General features: G+C 62.3%; 23 protein-coding genes and 1 pseudogene. 11 read left to right on the forward strand and 13 right to left on the reverse strand.

Annotation, left to right across the window (positions count from 1 at the left end; all coding sequences use genetic code 11):
* Positions 1–7 precede the first annotated feature (7 nt).
* A complete protein-coding gene (locus LPA37_RS14285) occupies positions 8–730 on the forward strand; it encodes a hypothetical protein (protein ID WP_229012935.1) in 723 nt (240 codons plus the stop codon).
* Positions 731–1,269: 539 nt separating this feature from the next.
* Here the strand turns inward: LPA37_RS14285 and LPA37_RS14290 are convergent.
* A pseudogene (locus LPA37_RS14290) lies at positions 1,270–1,584 on the reverse strand (DDE-type integrase/transposase/recombinase); the annotation flags it as partial.
* A gap of 152 nt (positions 1,585–1,736) precedes the next feature.
* Between LPA37_RS14290 and LPA37_RS14295 the strand changes: the two are divergent.
* Together LPA37_RS14295 and LPA37_RS14300 are read left to right on the forward strand one after the other, a co-directional pair.
* Complete coding sequence (locus tag LPA37_RS14295; RefSeq protein ID WP_228980714.1) at positions 1,737–1,934, forward strand: hypothetical protein; 198 nt, start codon at positions 1,737–1,739, stop codon at positions 1,932–1,934.
* Positions 1,935–2,076: 142 nt separating this feature from the next.
* Positions 2,077–3,522 carry a DEAD/DEAH box helicase gene (locus LPA37_RS14300; RefSeq protein ID WP_229012936.1) on the forward strand — a complete coding sequence of 482 codons (1,446 nt, stop codon included), beginning with the start codon at positions 2,077–2,079 and terminating at the stop codon, positions 3,520–3,522.
* Positions 3,523–4,171: 649 nt separating this feature from the next.
* On the opposite strand, the gene boxA is transcribed toward LPA37_RS14300, so the two are convergent.
* The 4 genes from boxA to LPA37_RS14320 form a co-directional block, all read right to left on the reverse strand.
* On the reverse strand, positions 4,172–5,425 hold the full coding sequence (gene boxA / locus LPA37_RS14305) for a benzoyl-CoA 2,3-epoxidase subunit BoxA (protein WP_229012937.1): 1,254 nt from the start codon (positions 5,423–5,425) through the stop codon (positions 4,172–4,174).
* Between the two features lie 76 nt (positions 5,426–5,501).
* Complete coding sequence (gene boxB, locus LPA37_RS14310; RefSeq protein WP_228980708.1) at positions 5,502–6,929, reverse strand: benzoyl-CoA 2,3-epoxidase subunit BoxB; 1,428 nt, start codon at positions 6,927–6,929, stop codon at positions 5,502–5,504.
* Positions 6,930–6,997: 68 nt separating this feature from the next.
* On the reverse strand, positions 6,998–8,725 hold the full coding sequence (gene boxC / locus LPA37_RS14315) for a 2,3-epoxybenzoyl-CoA dihydrolase (protein WP_229012938.1): 1,728 nt from the start codon (positions 8,723–8,725) through the stop codon (positions 6,998–7,000).
* Positions 8,726–8,866: 141 nt separating this feature from the next.
* A complete protein-coding gene (locus tag LPA37_RS14320; protein ID WP_407672527.1) occupies positions 8,867–9,802 on the reverse strand; it encodes a helix-turn-helix transcriptional regulator in 936 nt (311 codons plus the stop codon).
* 156 nt (positions 9,803–9,958) lie between these two features.
* Between LPA37_RS14320 and LPA37_RS14325 the strand changes: the two genes are divergently transcribed.
* The 6 genes from LPA37_RS14325 (at position 9,959) to LPA37_RS14350 (ending at position 16,912) form a co-directional block, all read left to right on the forward strand.
* A complete protein-coding gene (locus tag LPA37_RS14325) occupies positions 9,959–10,438 on the forward strand; it encodes a 4-hydroxylaminobenzoate lyase (protein WP_229012939.1) in 480 nt (159 codons plus the stop codon).
* 94 nt (positions 10,439–10,532) lie between these two features.
* Positions 10,533–12,131, forward strand: coding sequence for a 3,4-dehydroadipyl-CoA semialdehyde dehydrogenase (locus tag LPA37_RS14330; protein WP_229012940.1), 1,599 nt, complete (start codon positions 10,533–10,535; stop codon positions 12,129–12,131).
* Between the two features lie 147 nt (positions 12,132–12,278).
* Complete coding sequence (locus LPA37_RS14335; RefSeq protein ID WP_229012941.1) at positions 12,279–13,871, forward strand: benzoate-CoA ligase family protein; 1,593 nt, start codon at positions 12,279–12,281, stop codon at positions 13,869–13,871.
* A gap of 101 nt (positions 13,872–13,972) precedes the next feature.
* Positions 13,973–14,794 (forward strand): alpha/beta fold hydrolase, encoded by an 822-nt coding sequence (locus LPA37_RS14340; protein ID WP_229012942.1) that lies wholly within the window; start codon positions 13,973–13,975, stop codon positions 14,792–14,794.
* Positions 14,795–15,165: 371 nt separating this feature from the next.
* A complete protein-coding gene (gene garL, locus LPA37_RS14345) occupies positions 15,166–15,951 on the forward strand; it encodes a 2-dehydro-3-deoxyglucarate aldolase (protein WP_228980693.1) in 786 nt (261 codons plus the stop codon).
* 64 nt (positions 15,952–16,015) lie between these two features.
* On the forward strand, positions 16,016–16,912 hold the full coding sequence (locus LPA37_RS14350; RefSeq protein WP_228980692.1) for a 2-hydroxy-3-oxopropionate reductase: 897 nt from the start codon (positions 16,016–16,018) through the stop codon (positions 16,910–16,912).
* A 198-nt stretch (positions 16,913–17,110) separates the two neighbouring features.
* Here the strand turns inward: LPA37_RS14350 and LPA37_RS14355 are convergent, their stop codons facing one another.
* Positions 17,111–18,559: a catalase gene (locus LPA37_RS14355; protein WP_228980689.1), complete on the reverse strand. Its 1,449-nt coding sequence runs from the start codon at positions 18,557–18,559 to the stop codon at positions 17,111–17,113.
* Positions 18,560–18,605: 46 nt separating this feature from the next.
* Positions 18,606–19,082 (reverse strand): DUF3331 domain-containing protein, encoded by a 477-nt coding sequence (locus LPA37_RS14360; protein ID WP_228980686.1) that lies wholly within the window; start codon positions 19,080–19,082, stop codon positions 18,606–18,608.
* 385 nt (positions 19,083–19,467) lie between these two features.
* On the opposite strand from LPA37_RS14360, the gene LPA37_RS14365 reads away from it, so the two are divergent.
* Positions 19,468–20,049: a TetR/AcrR family transcriptional regulator gene (locus LPA37_RS14365; RefSeq protein WP_229012943.1), complete on the forward strand. Its 582-nt coding sequence runs from the start codon at positions 19,468–19,470 to the stop codon at positions 20,047–20,049.
* Positions 20,050–20,230: 181 nt separating this feature from the next.
* Here LPA37_RS14365 and LPA37_RS14370 read toward each other — a convergent pair whose 3' ends face one another.
* From LPA37_RS14370 to LPA37_RS14390, 5 genes are all read right to left on the reverse strand, one after another.
* The gene (locus LPA37_RS14370) at positions 20,231–21,148 is read right to left on the reverse strand and encodes a LysR family transcriptional regulator (RefSeq protein ID WP_229012944.1); all 918 of its coding nucleotides are present in this window, start codon (positions 21,146–21,148) and stop codon (positions 20,231–20,233) included.
* A gap of 81 nt (positions 21,149–21,229) precedes the next feature.
* Positions 21,230–21,814: a methylated-DNA--[protein]-cysteine S-methyltransferase gene (locus LPA37_RS14375; RefSeq protein WP_229012945.1), complete on the reverse strand. Its 585-nt coding sequence runs from the start codon at positions 21,812–21,814 to the stop codon at positions 21,230–21,232.
* 278 nt (positions 21,815–22,092) lie between these two features.
* Positions 22,093–22,611 carry a hypothetical protein gene (locus tag LPA37_RS14380; protein ID WP_228980651.1) on the reverse strand — a complete coding sequence of 173 codons (519 nt, stop codon included), beginning with the start codon at positions 22,609–22,611 and terminating at the stop codon, positions 22,093–22,095.
* Positions 22,612–22,822: 211 nt separating this feature from the next.
* Positions 22,823–23,302, reverse strand: coding sequence for a nuclear transport factor 2 family protein (locus tag LPA37_RS14385; RefSeq protein WP_229012946.1), 480 nt, complete (start codon positions 23,300–23,302; stop codon positions 22,823–22,825).
* Complete coding sequence (locus LPA37_RS14390) at positions 23,299–24,033, reverse strand: TetR/AcrR family transcriptional regulator (RefSeq protein ID WP_228980649.1); 735 nt, start codon at positions 24,031–24,033, stop codon at positions 23,299–23,301. The genes LPA37_RS14385 and LPA37_RS14390 overlap by 4 nt, the downstream gene beginning before the upstream one ends.
* A gap of 102 nt (positions 24,034–24,135) precedes the next feature.
* On the opposite strand from LPA37_RS14390, the gene LPA37_RS14395 reads away from it, so the two are divergent.
* A complete protein-coding gene (locus LPA37_RS14395; RefSeq protein ID WP_228980647.1) occupies positions 24,136–24,786 on the forward strand; it encodes a YceI family protein in 651 nt (216 codons plus the stop codon).
* Between the two features lie 89 nt (positions 24,787–24,875).
* Here the strand turns inward: LPA37_RS14395 and tdh are convergent, their stop codons facing one another.
* A complete protein-coding gene (gene tdh, locus LPA37_RS14400; protein ID WP_228980641.1) occupies positions 24,876–25,907 on the reverse strand; it encodes an L-threonine 3-dehydrogenase in 1,032 nt (343 codons plus the stop codon).
* Positions 25,908–25,918 lie beyond the last annotated feature (11 nt).

Below are 25,918 nucleotides of genomic sequence, written 5' to 3' on the forward strand. Positions count from 1 at the left end.
AAACGATATGACGAATGATCTTTTGAAGCTGGCTATCGAGGCTCACGGAGGCCTTGCTCGCTGGAACGCGATCAGAACACTCGAAGCCGAAATGTCGATTACCGGCGGCATCTGGCATCTCAAGCAGAAGCCCGATATTTTCAGGCACGTTGTCGCGGTAATGGATACGCAAGCCCAGCGAGTCGAACTGCGGCCGTTTACAGCACCCGACCGACGCTCCCTTTTTACCCCGGGCCGCATCGCCGTCGAATCGACGGACGGGCGCGTACTGGAGAGTCGCGACGATCCGCGTTCATCCTTCGCTGGACATAGTCAACAGACGCCATGGGACAATCTTCATGCAGCTTACTTTTGCAGCTACGCGCTGTGGACCTATTTCAGCACGCCGTTTCTCTACACCTACCCAGGCGTGGTCACCGAGGAGTTGTCGCCATGGCGTGAAAACGGTGAGCAATGGCGGCGTCTGAAAGTAACGTTCCCAGGTTTCATCGAGACGCATTCGCGCGAGCAGGTTTCGTACTTCGCTCCGGATGGTCTGCTGCGGCGTCACGACTACACCGTGGACGTCATGGGTGGCGCTACGGGCGCAAACTACGCGTCTAACTACCGGGACTTTGATGGCCTGATGGTGCCGACGACCCGGCGCGTGTTCGCGCATGACGCTGATGGCCAGAAAATTGACGAGCCGCTGCTGGTTGCCATCGACGTTGGCACGGTCTCCTTTCGATAGCGCCCGGCAGCGCGGGAAGACAACCAGGGAGCATGGCGCCTGGTAAGAGGCGCTTGCCAGGGGCGTTACGACTCTTCGCAGGGGGCGAGGACGGACTCGCCCGGCGCGCTTTTGCCCGGCACGGCGCTGGCAGGAATCGGGCAGGGCATCAGTTTCCGCGCAGGGTTGGGCGAGATCGCGTCGGCGGCGCCTGCGCACCGGTTAGCGGAAATTATGTCCGGCTTTTTCGTCGTGCTTTAGGGAAGGGCCGTTGGACTTTATAAACGGGCGTTGCCGCCACGGCGATCCGAATGACGGCAAGGGGTCGATAGAACTCGTTCGTCGCACACTGGATTCCGACCACCATCCAGAGACCGACGGTGGCCACGAAACGCCCGGGCGTCTAACTCCTCCATTGCCGCCCAACTCCCCGACTGCAATGTTCGCGATACGAGTCTGGACATTGCAGAGATGAAGTCGCAGGTCGATCGGCAGAAGCCTGATGATTGTGTCGCGGTAACACAAATGAATCGATAGAGTTTATGAATGGGTAGGAATGGTTACCTGGCCAGTGAATAGAATTGCTCCGCTGCGATTTTTGTGCCGCCGTCGTTGTGCATCAGCCGTTTGCGGATCATGTGCGTGATTTCGATGTAGGACAGGATGATGCGCGCGCAGCGGAAATCCTTGAACCCCATCATCGGTATGATGATGCGTTTGATGGCGCCGTGGTCCTGCTCGACGATGTTGTTCAGGTATTTGTTTTGGCGGACCTTGACCGGCGTCGGTCGCCCGGCATCGAGCGCTTCGAGGGCGGCCAGATTGGCGCCGCTCTTGTTCACTGTGATCGTTTCGGGTACGCCGTTCTTATCAATCCAACGCGATGGAGCAGGACCATCGAGCGAGCAAACCAGGCGGTGTCGAACTCATGCACACGATAGCGAAACGGTAGATGAAGAATGACGGTGGTCGGAATAGTTCAGTCACCTTGCAGTTCTACGATCTTGCGAAATAAGCAATCCTGTTCGTGCCGTCTCGACTTTTCCTGATTTTCGTTACCGCGGCAGATCCGATCATGGATGGCCCGGCAGGACTCTGGCCTTATTTCGGGCAGTTGGTGGCGATGCAGGTGCGCGCGTGGCTGGTTGCACGGCCACTGGCGCGTTTGCAGTTGATGCAATTGGGGCTGGCGCTGGCGGCAGTGCTGCTCATCGGTGTCTCGTAGTACAGCTTGCCGGCGCGGTGCGCGGCGCCCGGCACCGCTACGTTTTTCAGTGGCGATCAACGTCGATCTTTTTGACCATTGATCCGCGCGACGCAATCAGGCGGTAACCGCTAGAATTGCGGCTTTAGCCTGGAATGCGCCAATGTCTTTTGCCTCGCTTGGCCTGATCGATCCCTTGCTGCGTAATGTGCAGGACCTCAATTACCAGACACCTACGCCGGTGCAGGCCAAGGCGATTCCTGCTGTGCTCAGTGGCAAGGACGTCATGGCTGCGGCACAGACCGGCACTGGCAAAACAGCGGGTTTTGCGCTGCCGCTGTTGCAACGGCTGGTGCAACACGGCCCGGCGGTGTCCAGCAACCGCGCGCGTGTCCTGGTGCTGGTGCCCACGCGTGAGCTGGCCGAGCAAGTGCTGCAAAGCTTTATCGATTACGGCAAAGGCCTCGACTTACGATTTCTGGCCGCCTACGGCGGTGTGAGTATCAACCCGCAGATGATGACGTTGCGCAAAGGCGTGGATGTGCTCGTTGCCACGCCGGGCCGTTTGCTGGATCTCAATCGCCAGAACGCAGTGCAGTTTGATCAGGTACAAACGCTGGTGCTGGATGAAGCCGACCGCATGCTTGATCTGGGCTTTGCGCGCGAACTCGACGCCGTCTTTGCTGCCTTGCCCGCTCAACGCCAGACCCTGCTGTTCTCTGCCACGTTTTCCGATGATATCCGCGCCATGGCGGCGGGCATTCTGCGCGGCCCGGTCAATATCAGCGTCAGCCCGCCCAATGCCACGGCCAGCAAGATCAAGCAGTGGGTGGTGCCGGTGGATAAAAAGAACAAGCCTGACCTCTTCATGCACCTTGTGGCTGAAAACAACTGGAAGCACGCGCTGGTGTTCGTCAAAACCCGCAATGGCGTGGATTATCTGGCGGCCATGCTGGATGAAGCGGGCTATGCGGTCGACACCATCCACGGCGATAAACCGCAACCCGCGCGCCTGCGTGCGCTGGAGCGCTTCAAGACGGGCGAAGTACATATGCTGGTAGCCACCGATGTGGCTGCGCGCGGGCTGGATATCGACGACCTGCCGCTGGTGATCAACGTTGATCTGCCGATCGTGGCGCAAGACTATGTGCACCGTATTGGCCGTACCGGCCGAGCGGGCGCCAGCGGCGTGGCGGTGTCCCTTGTGTGTGCCGATGAAGCGCCGCAACTGGCCGCGATTGAAGCGCTGATCCGGCAAACGCTACGCCGTGAAGAAGAGCCGGGTTTTGAGGCCGAACACCGCGTGCCGCAAACCAGCGCGACGGGCCAGATCATCAGGAAACCCAAAAAGCCCAAGAAGCCCAAAGTGCCGCAAGCTGCGCCGGGCGCCATGCAGGTGCTCAGCAAAAAACCGCGCCCGCAAAGTGGCGAAAACAAACGCAAACCTGCGGCGCAACGCGCTGTGGCCGCGGGTAAAGGCACAAGCTTGTCCAGCGGTAACCCATTCAGCGTGCAAAAGCCAAGCAGCAAACCCGCCAGCAAGCCAGCTGCGGGTTCACGTAAGCCGGCTGGCAAACCCGCTGGTGGCCGCGGCAAACGCCAACCCTGATCCGTACGAGTAACGCCAGCCCTGGAACAGGCTGGCGGTTGGCGGCCCGCTGGCAGACAGTGGCGCGGCTTCGGCGTGCATCAGGAGCAGGAGCTCTCCCCTTCCGAGATGGCCCGTGTTGTTGGTGGACACGATGTGGACAAGGAAAAAGCACTCGTGGAAGCCTACCGTGTTATCAACGGGATAGACGGTTTACTGAATACACCAGACCCAGCCCCCGCCCACGTGTCAATGAAGTTGCCGGGTTAATTGTCGACCGTGGATAAACGGCGCCGGTCGAAGGCAAGGACACGGCTCCAGACAGGAGACTGCCATAAGGGCTGGATTACCGGCCCTTATGTTTTTGGCTACTGCCAGCCTGGTTCCGTCCGACGCGTTTCACCGACCATAGGAACAGACAGCGCTGCCGACCGTACCGACTGATCCGCGTGCTAAAGCATTCGAGCTAAAACCCAGGAAGCTCCACGTATACCGGTGCGTAGCGCAAACCTGTGCCGCAAAACGCCTGCGCATCGTAATCAACACACTCGCAAAGCAACCCGCCAGCCTCATCCACAAAAGTTAGCGTTCCAAAACAAACGGTGCGCAACGCGACGCTGCGTTGCGCACCGTTCATCGGCTCCCGCAAACACTCACCTCTCGATCGATCTCAATATGTTTCGAGATGCAGACGTCCTTCGCGTTTGAGTGTTTTCCACAGCGGTTCCCATTCAAGCCCATTCTGTTCGGCGATATCGCGCAATGCCTGTAATACGCCGTCTTCCATGCCCTTCAAGCCGCACACGTAGATGTAGGTGTTCGCGTCACGAAGCATCTGCGCGACATCCGCTGCACGCTCGCGCATCGCATCCTGCACGTAGCGCTTCGGCTGACCCACCGTTCGTGAAAATGCCAGCGTCGTATCGATGAAATCACGCGGCAGGTTTACCAGCGGCCCGAAGTACGGCAACTCTTCCTTCGTCCGCGCGCCGAAAAACAGCATCAGCTTGCCGGTCGCGCCTTTCAGCCTGCGGCGGCGCCGGTACTCTGTCATCGCACGCATCGGCGCCGAACCGGTGCCCGTGCAGATCATCAGCAAATGCGAGTTCGGATGATTCGGCATCAGGAACGTGCTGCCGAACGGGCCGATCACATCGACCTTGTCGCCCTTCTTCAGATCGCACAGATAGTTCGAGCACACGCCATCCGCTGCATTGCCCTGATAGTCCTGGGTGACGCGCTTCACCGTGAGCGACAGATTGTTGTAGCCCTTGCGCTCGCCATCACGCGGGCTCGCGATCGAATACTGCCGCGCATGATGCGTCTTGCCGTCCTTCGTCGAACCCGGCGGCAGCACGCCGATCGACTGGCCTTCCAGTACCGGGAACGGCATCGTGCCGAAATCCAGCACGATGTGATGGATATCGCTTTCGGTCGATTCGTCCGTGAGCCGGTAGTTGCCGACCACCGTCGCCGACACCGGGTCTTTATGCGTATAAAGATTCACATACGGCCTGGCCGACGACCAGGGTGGCAGCGTCGAGCCGCGCACCGTATCCACCTCGATGCCTTCCGATGTCTCTGCTGATTCTTCCGTATCGCCAGCGCCAGGTTGAGGCGCGACTTCATCGAGCGCGGGGCTCGCCGTCGTGTTCTGCGTGGGCAGTTCGTCCCACGTGAACTGTTCGTCGATGCTGTACGCGTCGGCCTTCAGCACGTTGCGCCAGTTGTCGATGGCGCCCGTCGGACACGGCGGCACACAGGCCATGCATCCGTTGCACACATCGGCTTTCACGACGTAGTTGTTCGAATCGTGCGTGATGGCATCGATCGGACAGGTCTCTTCGCACGTGTTGCAGCGAATGCAGATCTCCGGGTCGATCAGATGCTGCCTGAGGACTGCGATTGGGGCTGGGCCATTCATGTTTTGTCTCCCCCTGCATCCGGCTGCGTCGCGATGGATGGCGGCGCAGCCGGGCGCCTGGTATTGCCGGGATAAATCAGTTGAAGCGCACGTATTCGAAATCGACCGGCTGACGGTTGATGCCCATCGCCGGCGGGGCGATCCAGTTCGCGAATTTGCCGGGCTCGACCACGCGGCCCATCAGCGACGCCACGTACGCACGGTCTTCCGGCGTCGGCAACCAGGTGGCTTCGTTCGCCTTCCATTCGTTTTCGTTGATCACGCGACCATCGGGTGCGACGCGCACGCCGGCGAACGTGCCGATCTGGCGATTGAACGCCTTGTGCGGCACAGTCATGCGGAAATCGATACCGGCCTTTTCAAGCACCTTGTTCCAGCGCCCGACGCCCGCCACCGAGTCCTTGATGTAGTCGTCACGCAGCACTTCGTTCATCGCGTTGAGCATCGGCACTTCGCGTTCGACGAGTTTGCCGTCCTGCACATCCAGCAGCTTGTAGTTCTGGCCGCCTAGCTGATGGTCGTCGTCGCGTTTCGTTTCTTCGTAACGGCCTTTCAGGCCCGAGCTGTAGAACGTCGCCGCGTTCGACGACTGGTCGGCGCCGAACAGGTCGATCGTCACCGAATAATGGAAGTTGATGTACCGCTGGATCGTCTCCAGATCAATGATGCCCGCGGCGCGCAGCTTGTTGATGTCGTCGGTCTTGAGCTCGTTCATCACCTGCGCGGTGCGCTGGATCACGCGCGACACGCCCGATTCGCCGACGAACATGTGATGCGCTTCTTCCGTGAGCATGAACTTCGTCGTGCGGGCGAGCGGATCGAAGCCCGACTCGGCGAGCGCCGACAGCTGGAATTTACCGTCGCGGTCCGTGAAGTACGTGAACATGAAGAACGAGAGCCAGTCCGGCGTGCGCTCGTTGAACGCGCCGAGAATGCGCGGGTTGTTGTCGTCGCCGGAGCGGCGGTCGAGCAGCGCGTCGGCTTCTTCGCGACCGTCGCGGCCGAAGTAGCGATGCAGCAGATAGACCATCGCCCACAGGTGACGCCCTTCCTCGACGTTCACCTGGAACAGGTTGCGCAGGTCATACATCGAAGGCGCGGTGAGCCCGAGGTGGCGTTGCTGTTCCACCGAAGCCGGTTCCGTGTCGCCCTGCGTCACGATGATGCGTCGCAGGTTCGCGCGGTGCTCGCCGGGCACGTCTTGCCACGCGGCTTCGCCCTTGTGCTCGCCGAAGTTGATCTTGCGCTCCGTGTCGCCGGGCGCGAGGAAAATGCCCCAGCGATAGTCCGGCATCTTCACGTGATCGAAGTGCGCCCAGCCGCCGGCATCGACGCTCACCGCCGTGCGCAGATAGACGTCGTAACCATGCGAGCCGTCCGGGCCCATGTCGCCCCACCATGACAGGAAGTTCGGCTGCCATTGTTCGAGCGCGCGTTGCAGCGTGCGGTCGTCGGCGAGATTGACGTTATTCGGAATCTTTTCGCTGTAGTTGATCGTGGACATGTCTGTTTCCTTGAGCTTGAGCGCGTGCGTTGCGGGATCGTTGAGCAGTGGATGTTCGATAAAACGCGTTACACGCGGTTCAGGTCGAACTGCGCCTTGCTGCCCTTGCCGTACACCTTGAGCGCGCCCTTCTCGCCCACCGCGTTCGGCCGGTTGAAAATCCAGTTCTGCCAGGCGGAAAGCCGGCCGAAGATGCGCGTGTTCATCGTTTCCGGCCCGTTAAAGCGCAGGTTCGCTTCAAGACCCGTCAACGCATCCGGCGACATCGCCGCGCGCTCTTCGATCGCCATCCGGATTTCGTCGGCCCAGTCGATGTCGTCCGGCGAAGCGGTCACGAGACCGAGACGCTCGGCTTCGACCGGTTTCACCGGCCTGCCGGTCTGCTCGCGCGCGGCCTGCATCGGTCCGGTTTCGTCGTAGAAGCGGCGGCCAAGGCGCGACTGCCCGGTGATCATCGGATACAGACCGAAGTTGACGTCGGAGAGCGTGATGGCGGGTTCTTCGTCTTCATTGCCCGGCAGCGCAGCCATGTAGGTGCGATCGGTCGCGAACGCCAGTTCGGCGAACGTGCCGGCAAAACAGGAACCCGGCTCGATCAGCGCGAAGAGCGAACGCGACGATACGTCGATGCGCGCCAGCGTGCGGCGCAGCATGCCAATCGTTTCGCGGACAAACCAGTGGTCCTTGTGCTGAAGCAGCGTGGCGTCGGCGGCGAGCAGTGCGCGGGCATCCCCTTCCGTCTTGAAGATCCACGTGCCGGTATCGAGCTCATTGGTGCGCATCGAGAGAATCGCGTCGTCGAGTTCGCGGGCGAACTGCAGCGGCCACCAGTTCGCGCCGGCCGCGACGATGGCGTCGATATCGGCGGGCTGGTGGCCCGACGGCGCTTTCGCGGTGAACGTCGCGGTGCGTTTCGTGCGGTCGATCATGACGTCGACGGTCGCATAGGCGAGGCCGTCTTCGCGATCCTGACGTTCGACGCGCGTCAGCGTCACGCCCTTCGCGTCAGCCGGACGGTCGCTCTGCGCGGCCAGTTCCAGCGCGCGCGCCTGCACGGTCTGTTTGAAGACGCTGGGCTTGACCACTTCGTCGACGAGGCGCCACTGCTTCGCGCGCTCGCCGCGCACGCCTTCGACGATCGTGCAGAAGATGTCGGCGCGGTCATGACGGACCTTGCGCTTGTCGGTGACGCGGGTGAGACCGCCGGTGCCGGGCAATACGCCGAGCAGCGGCACTTCAGGCAACGCGACGGACGACGAGCGATCGTCGACCAGGTAAATCTCGTCACACGCGAGTGCCATTTCGTAGCCGCCGCCGGCGCACGCACCGTTTACTGCTGCGAGAAACTTGATGCCCGAATAGCGCGACGTGTCTTCGAGACCGTTGCGCGTTTCGTTGGTGAATTTACAGAAGTTGACCTTCCATGCATGCGACGACAGGCCAAGCATGAAAATATTCGCGCCGGAGCAAAACACGCGGTCCTTGAGGCTCGTGACGACCACCGTGCGCACTTCCGGATGTTCGAAGCGGATGCGTTGAATCGCATCGTGCAGTTCGATGTCGACGCCCAGATCATACGAATTGAGCTTGAGCTTGTAGCCTTCGCGAATGCCGCCGTCTTCGGCGATATCGATGCCGAGTGTGGCGACCGGGCCATCGAATGTCAGCGACCAGTGTTTATAGCGTGACGGCTCGGTGCGATAGTCGACGCGCGGGCCGGCCGACGGCGCGGCGGGTGTCTGAACCGGCGTCGCACCTGCCGCGATGCCCTGCTCCACTGATTGAGCGACTGACATGGATGTCTCCTTCGTACATTGCGGATTGGTTGAATGTACGATAGTGCATCTTTTATGTCGAGTAAAGCACTTTAATGCTTATTACGGGTTTTCCCGGGCATGCGTTTTAGTTCAGTTCACGCGTCGGCATCAACATCGACGTCACTCCGAGGCGATCCGCGCCGCCAGCCGGTCTCGCAACGACAGATAGCATTCCGCCAGCGGCTTGCCGCTGGTGTCGAACGTCATGTCGGCGCGTCCGTAGAATTCGCCGCGGCCTTCCAGAATGCGCTTCAGGTCATCCATGGCTTCCTTGTTGCCGGACATCGGCCGCAGGTCGCCCTGGGCGATCACGCGCCGCATATGTTCTTCTGGCGTGGCCTGCAGCCACACGGTAAAGCAATGCGCGAGCAGCGCGTTCAGCGTGGTGGGCTCGGACACGAGACCGCCCGGAGAAGCAATCACCGCGCGGGGATGCTCCGCGATCACCGCTTCGAGCGCGCGGTGCTCGTAGCGCCGGTAAGCGCTCGCTCCGTACAGCGCGTGGATCTCCGCCGGCGGGCAGCCCGCCAGCTGTTCGATCACGCGGTTCAGCTCGACGAAGGGCATTTTCAGCTCGTCCGCGAGCATCCGGCCGAGCGTCGATTTCCCGGCGCCGCGCAGGCCGATCAACGCGATCCGGTTGCGCCGGTTGGGGTCTTGCGGCGCGGTGGCAAGCATCTCCTCGAGCGCGACGCGGGCACGCTTTAACGTGTCGTGATCGCGGCCGTACAGCAGCTCGCGGATGCGCAGCCAGTCGGCGGAAGACGTCGTTTCGTCGCCGACGATCTCGGCCAGCATGCAGTTTAGTGCCTTCGTGAGCTGACGGAGGAACAGCACCGATGCGTTGCCCACGCCGGATTCGAGGTTCGCGAGGTAGCGCTCGGAGACATCCGCTTCCTTCGCCAGCGCCTTGCGCGTCAGGCCGCGACGCGCGCGCAGCAGGCGCACGCGCTCTCCCATTCCGACCAGAAACGGATCGCGGGCTTCACGTGCGTCGTCGGGCGCGGTGTCGTGATCCGCAGGCTCGACCGGTTGCATGGCGGCGGTTTGTTTCATGTTGAAGCGTCCTCTGAGCGGATCTTAATGAATTATAGTGCTTGACATGCAGTTTGTCGCACGCTAAGTTTAATGCACATTTTCAAGACAGCCAGACGCGTGCGGCCTGCTCGCGTCACGGCGACGATCCGCGCTTGACGCGCGGTGGAGACACTTATGTCCCCCGACACATTTCGAACGCTGATTCGCGGCGTGACCAGCAGGATCGAGGCGCGCCCGCTCGATCAGGATCTCGCCGGCTGGCTGAACGCCGAGTATCCCGCCTCGGGCGCGGCCTGGGCCGAACTCGCCGACGCCTGCTGCGCCGGCGTGAAGGAAGGCTGGCTGTGCGAACGCGAAGCGGGCGGCATCCGCTACGGACGCATCTTCAAGGCGCTGCCGGACACACACGGCTTTTCGGTCGACGTCGTCAGCATGACCGACATCGCCGGGCCGCATCACGTGCATCCGAACGGTGAAATCGATCTGATCATTCCGCTCACCGGGGGCGCGACCTTCGACGGCCATCCGGCTGGCTGGTGCGTGTATGGACCGGGCACCGCGCACCGGCCGACGGTCGCTCACGGCAGCGCGCTCGTGCTCTATCTGCTGCCCGAAGGCGCCATCCAGTTCACGAAGCAGGAAGCCGCTGCCTGACGCGCGCCGCGTTCCGCATCCACGCTCATTGCATCGCGTTCCACGAAGCCGGCGCGACGAACCGCTCAACCGATCACTCAGGAAGGGGCATCTCATGGCCGCATTGCTAGAAAACTTTATCGCCGGCAAGTGGGTCGCCGGTGACGGCGAAGGCACGCTGCTGACCGATCCGGTGACGGGCGATGCGCTCGCGCGCGTCTCCAGCCAGGGCCTCGACCTGCCCGCGGCGTTCGACTACGCCCGCGAGCAGGGCGGCACCGCGTTGCGCAGCCTGACCTACGCGGCGCGCGCCGCCCTGCTCGCGGAAGTCGCGAAAGTACTGCAGGCGAACCGCGACGACTATTACGCGATCGCGCTCGCGAACTCCGGCACGACGAAGAACGACTCCGCGGTCGATATCGATGGCGGGATCTTCACGCTGTCGTACTACGCGAAATTCGGCGCGACGCTCGGCGACGTCCATGCGCTGCGCGACGGCGCCACCGTGAGCCTCAGCAAGGACCGGTCGTTCACCACGCAGCATGTGCTGACGCCCACGCGCGGCGTCGCGCTCTTTATCAATGCGTTCAATTTCCCGTCGTGGGGATTGTGGGAGAAGGCCGCGCCTGCGCTTCTCTCCGGCGTGCCGGTGATCGTCAAGCCTGCGACGGCGACCGCATGGCTCACGCAGCGCATGGTGGCCGATGTCGTGAAGGCCGGCATTCTGCCGGACGGCGCGCTTTCGGTGATCTGCGGCGGCTCGGCGGGCCTGCTCGACCCGATCGGCGCGTTCGATGTCGTCTCGTTCACCGGCTCCGCCGAAACCGCCGCGAAGCTGCGCGCGCATCCCGCGTTCATCGAGCACGGCGCGCGTCTGAACGTCGAAGCCGACAGCCTGAACAGCGCGATTCTCGCCGCCGATGCCGCGCCGGGCACCGAAGCGTTCGATCTCTTCATCAAGGAAGTCGTGCGCGAAATGACGGTGAAGTCCGGCCAGAAATGCACGGCGATCCGTCGCGCCTTCGTGCCGAAGCAGCATCTCGCCGCCGCCACCGATGCCCTCGTCGCGAAGCTCGCGAAAATCACTGTCGGCAATCCGCGCAACGAGTCGGTGCGAATGGGCGCGCTCGTCAATCGCGAACAGTACGGCAACGTGCAGGCCGGCATCGCGGCCTTGCGCGAGGAAGCGCGCGTCGCGTTCGATGGCTCGACCGTCGAACTCATCGACGCCGATCCTGCCGTTGCGGCATGCATCGCGCCGCATCTGCTGGTCGTCGACGACGCGGACACGGCCAAGCGCATTCACGACATCGAGGTATTCGGTCCGGTCGCGACGCTGTGCGCGTACACCGTCACATCTGCACCGGACACATCGCTGGAAGAAGCGCATGCCATCGCGCTCGCGCGACGCGGACACGGCTCGCTCGTCGCGTCGGTGTTTTCGAACGACGAAGCGCGTCTTGCGCGCATCGCGCTCGAACTCGCCGATACGCACGGGCGCGTCCATGCGATCTCGCCTTCGGTGGCACAGAGCCAGACCGGCCACGGCAACGTCATGCCGATGTCGCTGCACGGCGGTCCGGGCCGGGCCGGCGGCGGCGAGGAACTGGGCGGCGTGCGCGCGCTGAATTTCTATCATCGCCGCGCGGCCATCCAGGCGCCGGCCGCAACGAACGAAGCGGTACACCAGGCGACCTCCAGCGCGAATGCGTGACGCCGAAGCCTGCTCACCGGTAACCGTCCGACGCCAGAAGCCGGAGCAGGCACGAACCACTGAATCGACCCATACAACCGGTAAAAAGAATGTGTGACGGCTGCCCTCGCCCAGCCGGACGCGCGTCGCCCACGTCAGGAGACAAGCATGGAAGCCCTGGTAGAGCCGACCGCCGCAAACGGTCAACCCGCCGTCGAAGCGCCGCCCGTTCACTTCAATTTCGCAGCGCACCTTTTTGCGCTAAACGAAACGCGCGCCCAGAAACCCGCGTATATCGACGACAACGGCGTCACGCCCTACGGCGAACTCGAATCGCTTGCGCGCCGCTTCGCGAGCGCGCTGACGAAACTCGGCATTCATCCCGAGGAACGCGTGCTGCTCGTGATGCACGACACGACCGATCTGCCCGTCGCGTTTCTCGGCGCGCTGTATGCGGGCGTCGTGCCGGTCGTCGCGAACACGTTGCTCGCGCCCGCCGACTACACGTACATGCTCGATCACAGCCGCGCACGCGCGGTCATCGCAACGGGCGCGCTGCTGCCGACGGTCGCGCAGGCGCTCGCGGATGCGTCGAACGAAGGCTGCGTGCTGATCGTCTCGCAGCCGCAGGACGCGAATCTGCCAGGCGAGCATGTGTTTCGTCGGATGATCGACGAATCCACACCACGCGCGACGCCCTGGGCAAGCCACGCCGACGATATCGCGTTCTGGCTGTATTCGTCCGGCTCGACGGGCAAGCCGAAAGGCACGGTCCACACGCACGCGAACCTGTACTGGACGGCCGAGCTTTACGGCAAACGCGTGCTGGGTATCCGCGAGGACGATGTCGTCTATTCGGCAGCGAAGCTGTTCTTCGCGTACGGTCTCGGCAATGCGCTGACGTTTCCGCTTTCCGTTGGCGCAACCGCCATCCTGATGGCCGGCCGGCCGACGCCCGAGGCCGTCTTCGCGCAGCTCACGCGCCACAGGCCGACCATCTTCTATGGCGTGCCGACGCTGTATGCGGGCATGCTCGCCTCACCCGACCTGCCTGAGCGCGCGGACGTACGGTTGCGCGTGTGCACGTCAGCGGGCGAGGCGTTGCCGCGCGAAACCGGCGAGCACTTCACGGAGCGCTTCGGCTGCGAGATTCTGGATGGCATCGGCTCGACCGAGATGCTGCACATCTTCCTGTCGAATCGCGCGGGTCACGTGGCCTACGGCACGACGGGCACCGCGGTGCCGGGCTACGATGTCGAACTGCGCGACGAAAGCGGCCAGCCGGTTCCCGACGGCGAAATCGGCGACCTTTACATCCGGGGGCCGAGCGCCGCGCTGATGTACTGGTGCAACCGCGACAAATCGCGCGCGACGTTTCTCGGCGACTGGCTGAAAAGCGGCGACAAGTACCGTCGTCTGCCGGATGGGAACTACACGTATGCCGGCCGCAGCGACGACATGCTGAAAGTCAGCGGACAATACGTGTCGCCGATCGAGGTCGAGATGGTGCTGATGCAGCACGACGACGTACTCGAAGCGGCGGTCGTCGGCGTGACGCGCGACGGGCTCATGAAAACGCGTGCGTTCGTCGTGCTGAAGCGCGAAGCGGGCGCGAACGACGCGTTCGCCGCCGAACTGAAGGCCTTCGTGAAGGCACGGCTCGCGCCGCACAAATACCCGCGCGAAATCCTGTTCGTCGACGATCTGCCGAAAACTGCGACGGGCAAGATCCAGCGTTTCAAACTGCGCGAGGCGCCGTGAAGCACCGTGATGCACTCGCAACGGATACCATCGAAACCGCCTCACAATACGCGGTGAAACGCCGTTCAACTCTTCTGTGACTGTCTAATGGATCGGATCGCATGACCGCCTGCACGCCCCTGTCGACTGCCTTCGCCGAACTGCCTGCCGGCGCGGATCGCGGCGCGCTTCGCATCGAGTATCGATGGCTCAACCCGGAGCATGTCGACGCGCCGCTTGCCGTGTTTCTGCACGAAGGGCTCGGCTCGATCGCGATGTGGAAAGACTGGCCGCAAACGCTGTGCGACGCGCTGGGTTTCCGGGGTCTCGTGTATTCGCGCCCGGGTTATGGCCGCTCGACGCCGCGTGATCACGACGTCAAGTGGCCCGTCGATTTCATGCACCGGCAGGCGCACGACGTGTTGCCCGCGCTCCTCGATGCCCTTCAGGTCGACGAAGCCGAACGCGCGCGCATGTGGCTCGTGGGTCATAGCGATGGCGGCTCGATCGCGCTGCTCTACGCGGCGGCGTTTCCGCACGCGCTGGGTGGCGCGATCGTCGTCGCGCCCCATGTGATCGTCGAGCAGAAGTCCGTCGATGCCATCGCGCAGGCGAAGATCGCCTTTGAGACAACCGACTTCAAGCCGAAGCTCGCGCGCTATCACAACGACGTCGATTCCGCGTTCTACGGCTGGAACGACATCTGGCTCAACACCGACTTCCGGCGCTGGAATATCACGGGCGCGCTGCCCTCGATCACGTGCCCGCTGTTCGCCGCCCAGGGCCATGACGACGAGTACGGCACGATGGCGCAGATCGATCTGATCCAGCAGCACGTCGCGCACGTGCAGCTCGCAAAACTCGACGGCTGCGGACATTCACCGCATCGCCAGGCGCCTGAACTGCTGAACGCAAAGATCGCTGCGTTTGTGAAAAGCCGGTAGCCAATCTCCTGCGGTGAGCTTTTTCGGGAGGTGAGCGCGATCCCGTTTCGCGCTCACCTTTGTCATTCGGGCGTTCAGCCCTTTCCCTGCCTTCCTTCCCGTCGCATCATGTATGCCGTGCCGCGTTCGCTATGTGGCAGGCATCAGGCATCTTCATCATCAGTCATCGTATAACTTAACAAAAAGACGGAGAAACACCATGTCACTGTTAAATATACGGGTTAACGCGGCTATGAACGCACACTGGCAGGTGCATAATGCAATTAAGATGTACGATGACAGATAACATCATGTTTTGAACGGGACGTGGCTTCAACCCTGCCCTGCGACCTGTTCTGCCCGCCACTCGTCACCCAGCCGAAGGACAATTCATGATCGCTGCCTCGCCGTTTCAGCCTCTGCCCAACAGTTTTCGTCAGGCCGTACGCAACCGCGAGAAGCTCGTGGGGTGCTGGTCGTCGCTGGCAAGCCCGATCGTCACGGAAATGCTCGGCGTGATCGGCTTCGACTGGCTTCTGCTCGACGCGGAACATGCGCCGAACGACGTCATCACGCTCATTCCGCAGCTGATGTCGCTGAAAGACAGTCGCAGTGCGCCCGTCGTCCGGCCGCCGGCCAACGAGAGCGTCGTGATCAAGCGTCTGCTCGACAGCGGCTTTTGCAACTTCCTGATTCCGTTCGTCGACAGTGCGGCCGATGCCGCGCGCGCCGTCGCCGCGACGCGCTATCCGCCGCACGGCATACGCGGCGTGTCGGTCGGCCATCGCGGGAATCGCTTTGGCACCGTCGCCAATTACCTCGATATCGCGAACGACAACATCTGCGTGATCGTGCAGATCGAAAGCCGCACGGCCGTCGAAGCGATCGACGAGATCGTGGCCGTCGACGGCGTCGACGCGGTGTTCGTCGGTCCGTCGGATCTCGCCGCTGGCTACGGCCATCTCGGCAACGCGAACCATCCGGAAGTGCAGCAGGCCATCGAACGCGTCTTCGCGAGCGCGAACGCCGGCGGCAAGGCAAGCGGCATCCTGGCGCCGGTGGAAGCAGACGCCGAACGCTACATCGCGATGGGCTGCCAGGTGGTGGCCGTATGCGCCGATCTCGGTCTGCTGCGCAACGCCGCGCAGGCCGTGCACAGGCACTTCATCGCCGCCTGAACCCGACATGTCAGACACCCGATTCAACGACACACTGAACCCGACAGACCGAACGGAGGATCACATGCAATCAGCAGGCTTTATCGGACTCGGCATCATGGGCAAGCCCATGGCTGCGAATCTACTCAAGAACAACGTGTCGCTCGCGACCTTCACGCGCAGCGGCGTGCCGGACGACCTGAAGCAGGCTGGCGCCGTCGCCTGCGACAGCCCGGCGGCCGTCGCGGCGAAAGCCGACGTCATCTTCATCATGGTGCCGGACACGCCGGACGTCGAGCGCGTGCTGTTCGGCGAGGATGGACTCGCGGGCGCACTGCGCGCGGGCCAGACCGTCGTCGACATGAGCTCGATCTCGCCGATGGCCACGCGCGAATTTGCCGCGCGGGTGCGCGAAAGCGGCGCGGAGTATCTGGACGCGCCGGTCTCGGGCGGCGAAGTGGGCGCGAAGGCCGGATCACTGACGATCATGGTCGGCGGCACGCAGGCCACGTTCGACGCCGTGAAGCCGCTCTTCGACATGATGGGCAAGAACGTCACGCTGATCGGCGACGTGGGCGCAGGACAGGTGTGCAAGGTCGCCAACCAGGTGATCGTCGCGGCGACCATCGAGGCGGTCGGCGAAGCGCTGCTGCTGGCGTCGAAAGCCGGCGTCGATCCGGCACGTGTGCGCGAGGCGCTGATGGGTGGCTTCGCTTCCTCGCGGATTCTCGAAGTACACGGCGAACGGATGACGAAGCGCACGTTCGATCCGGGCTTTCGCATCGAGCTGCATCAGAAGGACCTGAACCTCGCGCTCTCGACCGCGCAGGCGCTCGGCGTATCGCTGCCCAACACGGCGACCTGTCAGGCGCTCTTCAACGCATGCGTCGCGCACGGCGGCAAGGCATGGGATCACTCGGCGATGGTTCGCGCACTCGAAGTGCTCGCGAATCACGAGATCGGCCAGCCCGCCAAAACGTGACGCCGCGTACCTGATTGAAGCGCGTGACGGGAGCCGCAAGGAACTGTATGAGGCTCCCGGAAATACTCACCGATGCGTCTGAATAAACATTTCCAGGCCGGGGAAACAGAAAAGGGGCGTGCGATCGCGACGCCACGCCCCTTCTTCAATGCGATGCTCCAACCTGCTGAACCTTCCGGACGAAGGTTCAGCAGCGGATTACCGCCCGGCTTTTCCCTCGACTGCCTGGATCGCCTTTGCGACGCCCGCGCCATAAGCTGGATCGGCCTTCGTGCAGTGCTCGATGTGCAGCGCCTGAATCGGCTTCGACACGCCCGCGATCGCGCGCGCGGTGTTGTCGAATAGCGTCTGCTTCTGTTCCGCCGACATCAGACGGAACAGCGCACCCGGCTGCGAGAAATAGTCTTCATCGACGCGATGATTCCAGTGATCCGCCGCGCCTTCCAGCGAAAGCGGTGGTTCGCGGAAATCCGGCTGCTCGATCCACTCGCCGCGCGAATTCGGATTGTACGAAGTTGCGCCGCCCGCGTTGCCGTCGACACGCATCTGGCCGTCGCGGTGATAGCTGTGCACGGGGCACTTCGGCGCATTCACCGGAATCTGGTTGTGATTCACGCCGAGCCGGTAGCGCTGCGCATCGCCATACGAAAAGAGACGGCCCTGCAGCATCTTGTCCGGCGAAAAGCTGATGCCCGGCACGATGTTGGCCGGATTGAACGCGGATTGCTCGACGTCGGCGAAATGGTTCTCCGCGTTGCGGTTCAGCTCGACATAGCCGACTTCGATCAGCGGATAGTCCTTCTTCGGCCAGATTTTCGTCAGATCGAACGGGTTGACCGGATACGTGGCCGCGTCCTTCTCCGGCATGACCTGCACGCACAGCGTCCAGCGCGGAAACGCTTTTTTCTCGATGCTTTCGTACAGATCGCGCATCGAGCTTTCGCGATCCTTGCCGACGAGCGCTTCCGCTTCGGCGTCGGTCAGGTTCTGGATACCCTGCTGCGTGCGGAAATGAAACTTGACCCAGTGGCGCTCGTTCGCGGCATTGATCAGGCTGAACGTGTGGCTGCCGAAGCCGTGCATGTGGCGAAACGACTTCGGAATGCCGCGATCGCTCATCACGATCGTCACCTGATGCAGCGCTTCGGGCAGATGCGTCCAGAAATCCCAGTTGTTTTCCGCGCTGCGCATGCCGGTGCGCGGATCGCGCTTCACGGCGTGATTCAGATCGGGAAAATTGAGTGGATCGCGCATGAAGAACACCGGCGTGTTGTTGCCGACCATGTCCCAGTTGCCCTCTTCCGTATAAAACTTGAATGCAAAGCCGCGGATGTCGCGCTCGGCATCGGCGGCACCCCGCTCGCCGGCAACCGTCGAGAAGCGGGCGAACATGGGCGTCGTCTTGCCGATCTCGGAGAAGATTTTCGCGCGCGTGTACTTCGTGATGTCGTGCGTCACCGTGAACGTGCCGAACGCACCGGAGCCCTTCGCGTGCATGCGGCGCTCGGGAATCACTTCGCGATCGAAATGAGCGAGCTTCTCGAGAAACCACACATCCTGCAACAGCGCGGGGCCGCGGGGGCCGGCCGTCTGGATGTTGTTGTTGTCGACAACGGGTGCACCAAATGCAGTGGTGAGCTTGTTCATGTCGTGTCCTGTCCTTGTGGGAAGATGGGCGCCTGGGGCGTCCGGTTCACGCAAACGCCGACGCGTGGATCATCGCGCCGACGTTGACTGGCACGCGTCGACCGCGACTTCCTGGACGATACACCGCATCGCCGCGACGTATCGCCATGCCGCTCACCGCACACCGGCCGGAGCTTCGCGCCACACCCTGAATCCATACCTGGTCGCCGTAATGGCAGGTCGTCGAGCGCCAGCACAGTACGACAGCCGTTGTGGACAGGCGTTCCAGCAACGTGATCACGGGTGGCTCGGTGTCGCGGCACGACGTCTGGTCGCGCCGCGGAGCGCGCGCCCGGTAGCGGGCATCCGGCTCGCGCGTACGGCGCCCGGACCTGCTTTCGTCCACAGGCGCCGCACACAGCGCTTCGAGCAGCGACAGCATCTGTGCCCACGGGTCGCGCTCCCATGTGCCGGCGGGCATTCCACGGCAAGGGCTGATCCGCGTGCGGGGATCGTTCTGGGACGGAAAATCCTGGATGTTCATCGGTCACCTCGTACGGGAGTGGCGGTCACAATCACGACGCCGCCATGCGTCTGGCTATTTCTGGAGACGACAAAAATGGGAACCACGCAAGAAGGCTTCCCGCCGCTCACGCGCGGGAAGCCACGAATTGATCGTAGTCGGTCTCACGTTCTGGATGTGATTAATTGTTGTGAATCTTTTGACCCCGCATTTAATTAAAACCCTCCAGCCATCCGGCCGGCGACAGACGCAGCGCGGAAGCCTCATCCCGATTCCACGAGGCGAGGCGGGGTTTCGTCTCCCGAATATCCTCACCTTTCTCAGTGCTCCGCGACCTGACGCTTTTGCACATTTTTAGCAGTGGTGTCAAAATAGAGTCATTGCGGTTTTGTGGATTGGGGCAGGCATGGCAGGCGTTCGACAGTTCGATGAAGACAGCGCATTTACGCAGGCGCTGGAAGTTTTCTGGCGCAAGGGTTTCCGCGCGACCTCGATGCTGGATCTGGCCGAGGCCACCGGCGTGCAGCGCGGCTCGCTCTACAACGCGTATGGCGACAAGGAAGAGATTTTCATGCGGGTGTTCGAGCGATACACCGAACGGTTTATCGCCGGTGCGCGTCAGGCGCTGAAGAAGCCCGACGTGCGCGATTCGTTGCTCGCTTTCTTCGCGTTTGTGATCGCCTCGCTGACGCAGGGCACGCCTTCGCGCGGCTGCCTGTCGACGAGGACCGCGATCGAAGTCGATCCGGATTCGCCGCGCCTGCGCGAGGCGCTGCAAAAGATGATCGGCGAACTGGAGGCCGCGGTACTCAGCGCGCTGGAAACGTCCGAAGCGAAAACGCGGCTCGCGATTCCAGCGGGGCAGGCGGCGAAGCTCGTGGTCACGATGACGCGCGGCATCGCCGTGATGGAGCGGGTCTATGGCGACACGAAATCGCTCAGACAGACCACGTCCGCGCTCGTCGATGCGCTGGTGCCGAAGCACTGACGTACACCGACGGGCACTTCCGCAGATAGCGCGCGAGCGCGGGCACCGCCTGGTGCTATCCAAACGCCGACGGCGCGTGAATGCGCAGATGACCTGCCGGCAGCGCGCACGTACGCATCAAGGACCGGAGTGGATCTCATGCCTCAAGCGTCTAGCGAAGCGACCTGGAGCGTGCGAACGATCAGACGTGCGCAGCCGCCAGCGCGACCGTGACATATTCGCGGAGGAACGCGATCCACGTCTTGATCTTCGCGTCGAGATATTCACGCGACGCGTACACGGCGTAAACCGTCATCTCCTGCGGCCTGCACTCGGGCAGCACGCGCACCAGTTCACCGCTTTCCAGCAGCGGTAGCGCGGAGAGCATCGGCAACGCACCGATTCCCATGCCGCTTGCGAGCGCGCCCGCAAGCGCATCCGGCGAATTCACACGTAGCTTGCCGGGCGGCAAGTCGATTTCCTCGACGCCATCCGGCGTTTCGAACTTCCAGTGGTCGACCGGAAAATACGGCGTGACGAGTTGCAGACACGCATGCTCGCGCAACGCCGCAACCGTAGCGGGCGCGCCATGACGCTCGATGTATTTCGGCGACGCGCACAGCACGCTCGGCATCGTGCAGATGTGCGCGGATATCAGCGCCGAATCCTGCAGATGCGTGGTCGTGATCTGAAATGACACGTCATACCCTTCGTCGAGCAGATTGGGAAGACGTTGCGACAGGGTCAGTTCCGCGCGCACCAGCGGATTCGCCTCGAGATATTCCGCGAGCGCGGGGATTACGTAGATATGGCCGAAGCTGAGCGACGCGTGAATGCGCAGCGCGCCCGATGGCGTGTCTTTCGCCTCACCGGCTTCGGCTTCAGAGAGTTCGACCAGGCCGAGAATTTCCTTGCAGCGAACCAGGTAGCGATTGCCCGCATCGGTCAGCGCAACGCGACGCGTCGTGCGATTGAGCAAACGCGTGCGCAGGTGAGCCTCGAGTTCGGAAATGGCGCGGGAGGCCTGCGCGGTCGTCACTTCAAGCTGCTGTGCCGCGATCGTGAAGCTGGCAATCTCCGCCACCCGCACGAAGATCTTCATGTTCCGCAGTATGTCCATCGCGCCCGGTCCTGTGTTGTTGACGCGAAAATATCACATGGGTCGTATTACTCGCCACGCAGCGCATCTTCGTACCCGGTTTCAAAGATTGCTGTCGAACAGCGATTGCTGCGTCGTTTGCGATACGGTTCGGGTCCACATCGCGCTCGAACGGTGTGACGTTTTCACGGCTGGGGATGTCGGGCCGCTTGCGGCTTCGATCGCGAGCAATGTTTCCTTCGCCTTCAGTCCGCCGGCAAAGCCGGTGAGATCGCCCGATGCGCCGATCACGCGATGGCACGGCGCGATGATCGAAATAGGGTTTCTGCCGTTCGCCGCGCCGACGGCGCGAACCGCCTTCGGGTTGCCGATTTGCGTCGCGATGTCCAGATAGCTGCGGGTCTCGCCGAACGGGATCGTCAACAGCGCGGCCCAGACCTTCTTCTGGAACGCCGTGCCGGCGAAATCCAGTTCGAGATCGAAACAGGTGCGTTCGCCGGCGAAGTACTCCTTGAGCTGGCGCTCCGTTTCATCGAGTACCGGATCGTGCTCGACTTCGACCATTTCGCCGAGCCGCACACGATTGGGCCGCTCGCTTTCCCAGAGAATGGCGACAAGGCCGCGTCCTTTCGAGACGAGTTTGAGCTTGCCGACCAGCGAATTCACGACCTTGTACGCGTATGACATTTGACCGCTCCGTTCAATCGTCGATTGAATTGAGGTTAGCCCTCCGTGATGAAAGCGCAAGCGACACCGTCGTGCAGAGGGTCCACCAGGTGGCGCTCAAAGTGCAGCGGGTAATCGATCATGCATGACCCGCCTGGGTTTCGGTTCGGCGAGCATCTCCTGGATATCCTCACCATCCTGGAAACACTCACCTGACGCCATCGCTTCGCAGCTCCCGAATTGTCTCACCTCTACGGACATCTCCTGGAATTCCTCACCATTGCGGCGATGCGATCCTGCTAGAACTTCACCTTCAGCTGAAACCCCAACGTGAACGGAAGATTGTCCGACGGGATCGGTGGAATCAGAATGACGTTCGCGCCGACGCGCCTGTATTCGAACATCAGGATCGGTGCGACCACCGGTCCGATTGTGTGATCGCGACCGAGACCCCAGTTGCCGTAGTTATAGCCCGAGATGATGCCGCCGATCACGGAGAGTCGCACGAAACCCCAGTGCGTGAAGTCGGGCGACCAGACGCCACCGCCGTACCATGAAGGACGCGACAGCGAATTGCGAAAGCCACCGGCCGTCAGCGCCCATTCGTTGTTCAGCCAGCATTCGACGCCGAGGCCGGGATTGAACTGCCGGAAATGCTCGTCGGGGTCCGGGTCGATGTGATACGACCCAATCATCACGTCGGCCCAGACGCCGCCCTTGCACCAGTCGGTTGCGTGTGCCGCGGTCGTCATGGTCAGACCTGCCGCCGCGGCCACCACCGCGCATGCCACCCTGTTCTTTTTGCGCCAGAAACGCATGTCCTCTCCGTCGTCGGTCGGATGCCGACGTGATCCATGTTCTTGTCCAGTGTTTGTGTCATCACCGTCGCGCACTGTACCTCAACGCGCAGTGCGCGAACTGGTGGGCACGCTCGGGAAAGCGGGCACGCGACCTGCGACGTGCCGCCCGGAGAGAACAATAACGGAGAACCGATGGCGAATCGGTGAAACGCGCGGCGCGGGCCCGCGCTTACAGGCCCAGATCCGACAGTCCGGGATGGTCGTCCGGACGACGGCCGAGCGGCCAGCGATACAGACGGTCCGCCTCGCGGATCGGCATATCGTTGATGCTTGCGTGACGACGTGCCATCAGGCCGTTCGCATCGAATTCCCAGTTTTCGTTGCCGTAGGAGCGAAACCAGTTGTTCGAATCGTCGTGCCATTCGTAGGCAAAACGCACCGCGATCCGGTTATCGGTGAATGCCCACAATTCCTTGATAAGCCGGTAATCCAGTTCCTTCGCCCATTTGCGACGCAGCAGGCCGACGATCTCCGCGCGGCCCGTGACAAACTCCGCGCGATTGCGCCAGACGCTTTGCGGCGTGTAAGCCAGCGCCACGCGCTCGGGATCGCGCGTGTTCCAGCCATCTTCTGCCCCGCGTACTTTCTGGATCGCCGTCTCGCGCGTGAAAGGCGGAAAGGGCGGACGGCTTTCGATCGGTTCGGTCATGACTTCTCCTGACGTTGGGTGGACACCCGTCGGACCGACGGGCGAGAGACCATGGAATCTGCTTCGAGCAACTGTCCGGCTGCGGCGCGTGCATCGAGCGCGGCATCGGCATCGCCACTGACAAGCGCCACGCCGATCGCGCCGTCGATCAGGATCAGCCATTGCCGCGACAGCCGCGCGGCGCGTGCTGTGCGCTGATCGTCCTGCCTGTTCTGCCTGCCCTGCCGGTTCTGCCTGTTCTGTTTGTCCTGCACGACGGCGTCTGGGGCGGTCGATGCCACGTAGTCGTCGCACATCTGGCGCACGAAGCGAAGCAGACGCGCTTTGTGTTCACGCGCGACGATGCGGATCGGATCATCAGCGGCCTCGATTTCGCCGGCTGCATTGAGAAACGCACAGCCATGAAAATCATCCGACGAGAACCACTCCCGCAGCACATCGAACATGCCGATGAGCCGCGCGCGTGGTGTCGTGCCCTGCGCCAGCGTGTTACCGGAGAACCAGTTCATCCAGCGTTCGTCGCGCCGTTCAAGCGCGGCGGCAACCAGCGCGTCCTTCGAGCCGAAATGCGTGTAGAAGCTTTTGCGTGCCGTGCCCGACTGGCGCACGATCGCATCCACACCGGTTGCGTGGATGCCGCCGGCGTAAACCAGCGCCTCGGCGGCGTCGAGCAGCCGCTCGCGTGCACGGGTTGTCGACGGATTGTCAGAAGAAGTCGTGGAAGTCGCCATGAACGAAAGGTAGAACGATCATTCTACCTTGTCAAGCATGGAATCTGGATGATGTCGGGCGCTTGCGTTATGGTGATGCTCTTCGAAACACGGATCGACGACATGCGCACACCCACGCTACGCGCCGCGCTCACGCGCACGTTTCTGCTCACAATGCTCGCGACAGCGGCGGCCTGCACGCCACTTCAGGTGGTAACGCACACGGTCAGCACGACAGAAACGCGCGTGCCTGCCGGGCGCTACACGCTCGATCCGAACCATTGCAGCATCACGTTCGATATCGATCACTTCAGGTATTCGCGCTTTACGATGCGATTCGATCGCAAAACCGCACAGCTCGACTGGAACCCTGGCGGGCTGGATAAAAGTGCGGTGACGGCGTCGATCGACGCGGCAAGCGTCGACACGAATGTGCCGCTTCTCGACAGGATGGTGAAGAGCGACCAGATGCTCGATGTCGTGCGCTACCCGGAGATACGTTTCGTGAGCACGCACTTTGAGCGAACCGGCGATTCGCGTGGAACGCTAACCGGCGATCTGACGATTCGCGACACCACGCAGCCAGTCACGCTCGACGTGACGTTCAACGGCTTCGCGCCCGATCCGCTCACGAAGCAGGACACGCTCGGCTTTTCGGCGGAAGGCCGTTTCAGCCGTTCGAAGTTTGGGCTTTCGACGTGGTATCCGGCTGTAGGCGACGACGTGCACGTGCGCATCCAGGCAGAATTTGTGAAGCCGCCCGCGGGAAGCTGAGCGCATCGGTTTTTGCCTATGTTCGTTGTTGTGTACGCGCGCGCTGGACGCACGCCCAACGCAACGCGAATCGACGACACTACAACGAATCAGGCCGAGGTCCAGTCGAGAATGACCTTGCCGCTTTCACCCGAGAGCATCGTCGCGAACGCACGCTCGTAATCGTCAACCGGAAAACGATGCGTGAGGATCGGCGAGAGATCCAGCCCGCTTTGCAGCATCGCAACCATCTTGTACCAGGTCTCGAACATCTCGCGGCCATAGATACCCTTGATCTCGAGACCCTTGAAGATGACCTGGGTCCAGTCGATCGCGGTTTGTGCCGGCGGAATGCCGAGAAGTGCAATCTTGCCGCCGTGATTCATCGCATCGAGCATGCTGGTGAATGCGCTCGGCACGCCGGACATCTCGAGCCCGACATCGAAGCCTTCGGTCATGTGGAGGTCTTCCATGACGTCGCGTAACGATTCACGTGAAACGTTGACAGCCCGCGTCGCACCCATTTTTCGCGCGAGGCCGAGCCGATAGTCATTGACGTCGGTAATCACGACGTTGCGCGCGCCGACGTGCTTCGCAATCGCGACCGCCATGATGCCAATCGGCCCGGCGCCCGTGATCAGGACATCTTCGCCGACCAGGTTGAACGAAAGCGCCGTGTGTGTCGCGTTACCGAACGGATCGAAGATCGCGGCGAGGTCGTCGGAAATTTCCGGCGGAATCCTGAACGCGTTGAAAGCGGGAATCACGAGATACTCGGCGAACGCGCCCTCGCGGTTCACGCCGACGCCGACCGTGTTGCGGCACAGATGACGACGCCCGGCGCGGCAATTGCGACAGAAGCCACACGTAATGTGGCCTTCGCCGGAGACGCGGTCGCCAATGGCGAAGCCACGCACTTCCTGACCCATCTCGACGATTTCACCGACATATTCATGTCCGACGTGCATCGGCACGGGGATCGTCTTTTGCGCCCAGTCGTCCCATTTCCAGATGTGAATATCCGTGCCGCAGATCGCGGTGCGTGTGATGCGGATCATCACGTCGTTGTGACCGACTTCGGGCTTTTTCACGCGCGTGAGCGTAAGGCCAGGCGCGCGTTCGAGTTTTGCAAGTGCTTTCATGTGATGGACTC

This window comes from Paraburkholderia gardini, assembly GCF_907164545.1.
Classification (GTDB): Bacteria; Pseudomonadota; Gammaproteobacteria; order Burkholderiales; family Burkholderiaceae; genus Paraburkholderia; species Paraburkholderia gardini.

Coding starts and splice junctions, on each gene's coding strand:
- LPA37_RS14385 (WP_229012946.1), bottom strand. CDS start 23,302: ATGACCGAACCGATCGAAAGCCGTCCGCCCTTTCCGCCTTTCACGCGC.
- LPA37_RS14390 (WP_228980649.1), bottom strand. CDS start 24,033: ATGGCGACTTCCACGACTTCTTCTGACAATCCGTCGACAACCCGTGCA.
- garL (WP_228980693.1), top strand. CDS start 15,166: ATGATCGCTGCCTCGCCGTTTCAGCCTCTGCCCAACAGTTTTCGTCAG.
- LPA37_RS14395 (WP_228980647.1), top strand. CDS start 24,136: ATGCGCACACCCACGCTACGCGCCGCGCTCACGCGCACGTTTCTGCTC.
- LPA37_RS14365 (WP_229012943.1), top strand. CDS start 19,468: ATGGCAGGCGTTCGACAGTTCGATGAAGACAGCGCATTTACGCAGGCG.
- LPA37_RS14325 (WP_229012939.1), top strand. CDS start 9,959: ATGTCCCCCGACACATTTCGAACGCTGATTCGCGGCGTGACCAGCAGG.
- LPA37_RS14355 (WP_228980689.1), bottom strand. CDS start 18,559: ATGAACAAGCTCACCACTGCATTTGGTGCACCCGTTGTCGACAACAAC.
- LPA37_RS14350 (WP_228980692.1), top strand. CDS start 16,016: ATGCAATCAGCAGGCTTTATCGGACTCGGCATCATGGGCAAGCCCATG.
- LPA37_RS14300 (WP_229012936.1), top strand. CDS start 2,077: ATGTCTTTTGCCTCGCTTGGCCTGATCGATCCCTTGCTGCGTAATGTG.
- LPA37_RS14360 (WP_228980686.1), bottom strand. CDS start 19,082: ATGAACATCCAGGATTTTCCGTCCCAGAACGATCCCCGCACGCGGATC.
- LPA37_RS14370 (WP_229012944.1), bottom strand. CDS start 21,148: ATGGACATACTGCGGAACATGAAGATCTTCGTGCGGGTGGCGGAGATT.
- LPA37_RS14380 (WP_228980651.1), bottom strand. CDS start 22,611: ATGCGTTTCTGGCGCAAAAAGAACAGGGTGGCATGCGCGGTGGTGGCC.
- LPA37_RS14330 (WP_229012940.1), top strand. CDS start 10,533: ATGGCCGCATTGCTAGAAAACTTTATCGCCGGCAAGTGGGTCGCCGGT.
- LPA37_RS14375 (WP_229012945.1), bottom strand. CDS start 21,814: ATGTCATACGCGTACAAGGTCGTGAATTCGCTGGTCGGCAAGCTCAAA.
- boxA (WP_229012937.1), bottom strand. CDS start 5,425: ATGAATGGCCCAGCCCCAATCGCAGTCCTCAGGCAGCATCTGATCGAC.
- LPA37_RS14285 (WP_229012935.1), top strand. CDS start 8: ATGACGAATGATCTTTTGAAGCTGGCTATCGAGGCTCACGGAGGCCTT.
- LPA37_RS14320 (WP_407672527.1), bottom strand. CDS start 9,802: ATGAAACAAACCGCCGCCATGCAACCGGTCGAGCCTGCGGATCACGAC.
- LPA37_RS14335 (WP_229012941.1), top strand. CDS start 12,279: ATGGAAGCCCTGGTAGAGCCGACCGCCGCAAACGGTCAACCCGCCGTC.
- boxB (WP_228980708.1), bottom strand. CDS start 6,929: ATGTCCACGATCAACTACAGCGAAAAGATTCCGAATAACGTCAATCTC.
- tdh (WP_228980641.1), bottom strand. CDS start 25,907: ATGAAAGCACTTGCAAAACTCGAACGCGCGCCTGGCCTTACGCTCACG.
- LPA37_RS14340 (WP_229012942.1), top strand. CDS start 13,973: ATGACCGCCTGCACGCCCCTGTCGACTGCCTTCGCCGAACTGCCTGCC.
- boxC (WP_229012938.1), bottom strand. CDS start 8,725: ATGTCAGTCGCTCAATCAGTGGAGCAGGGCATCGCGGCAGGTGCGACG.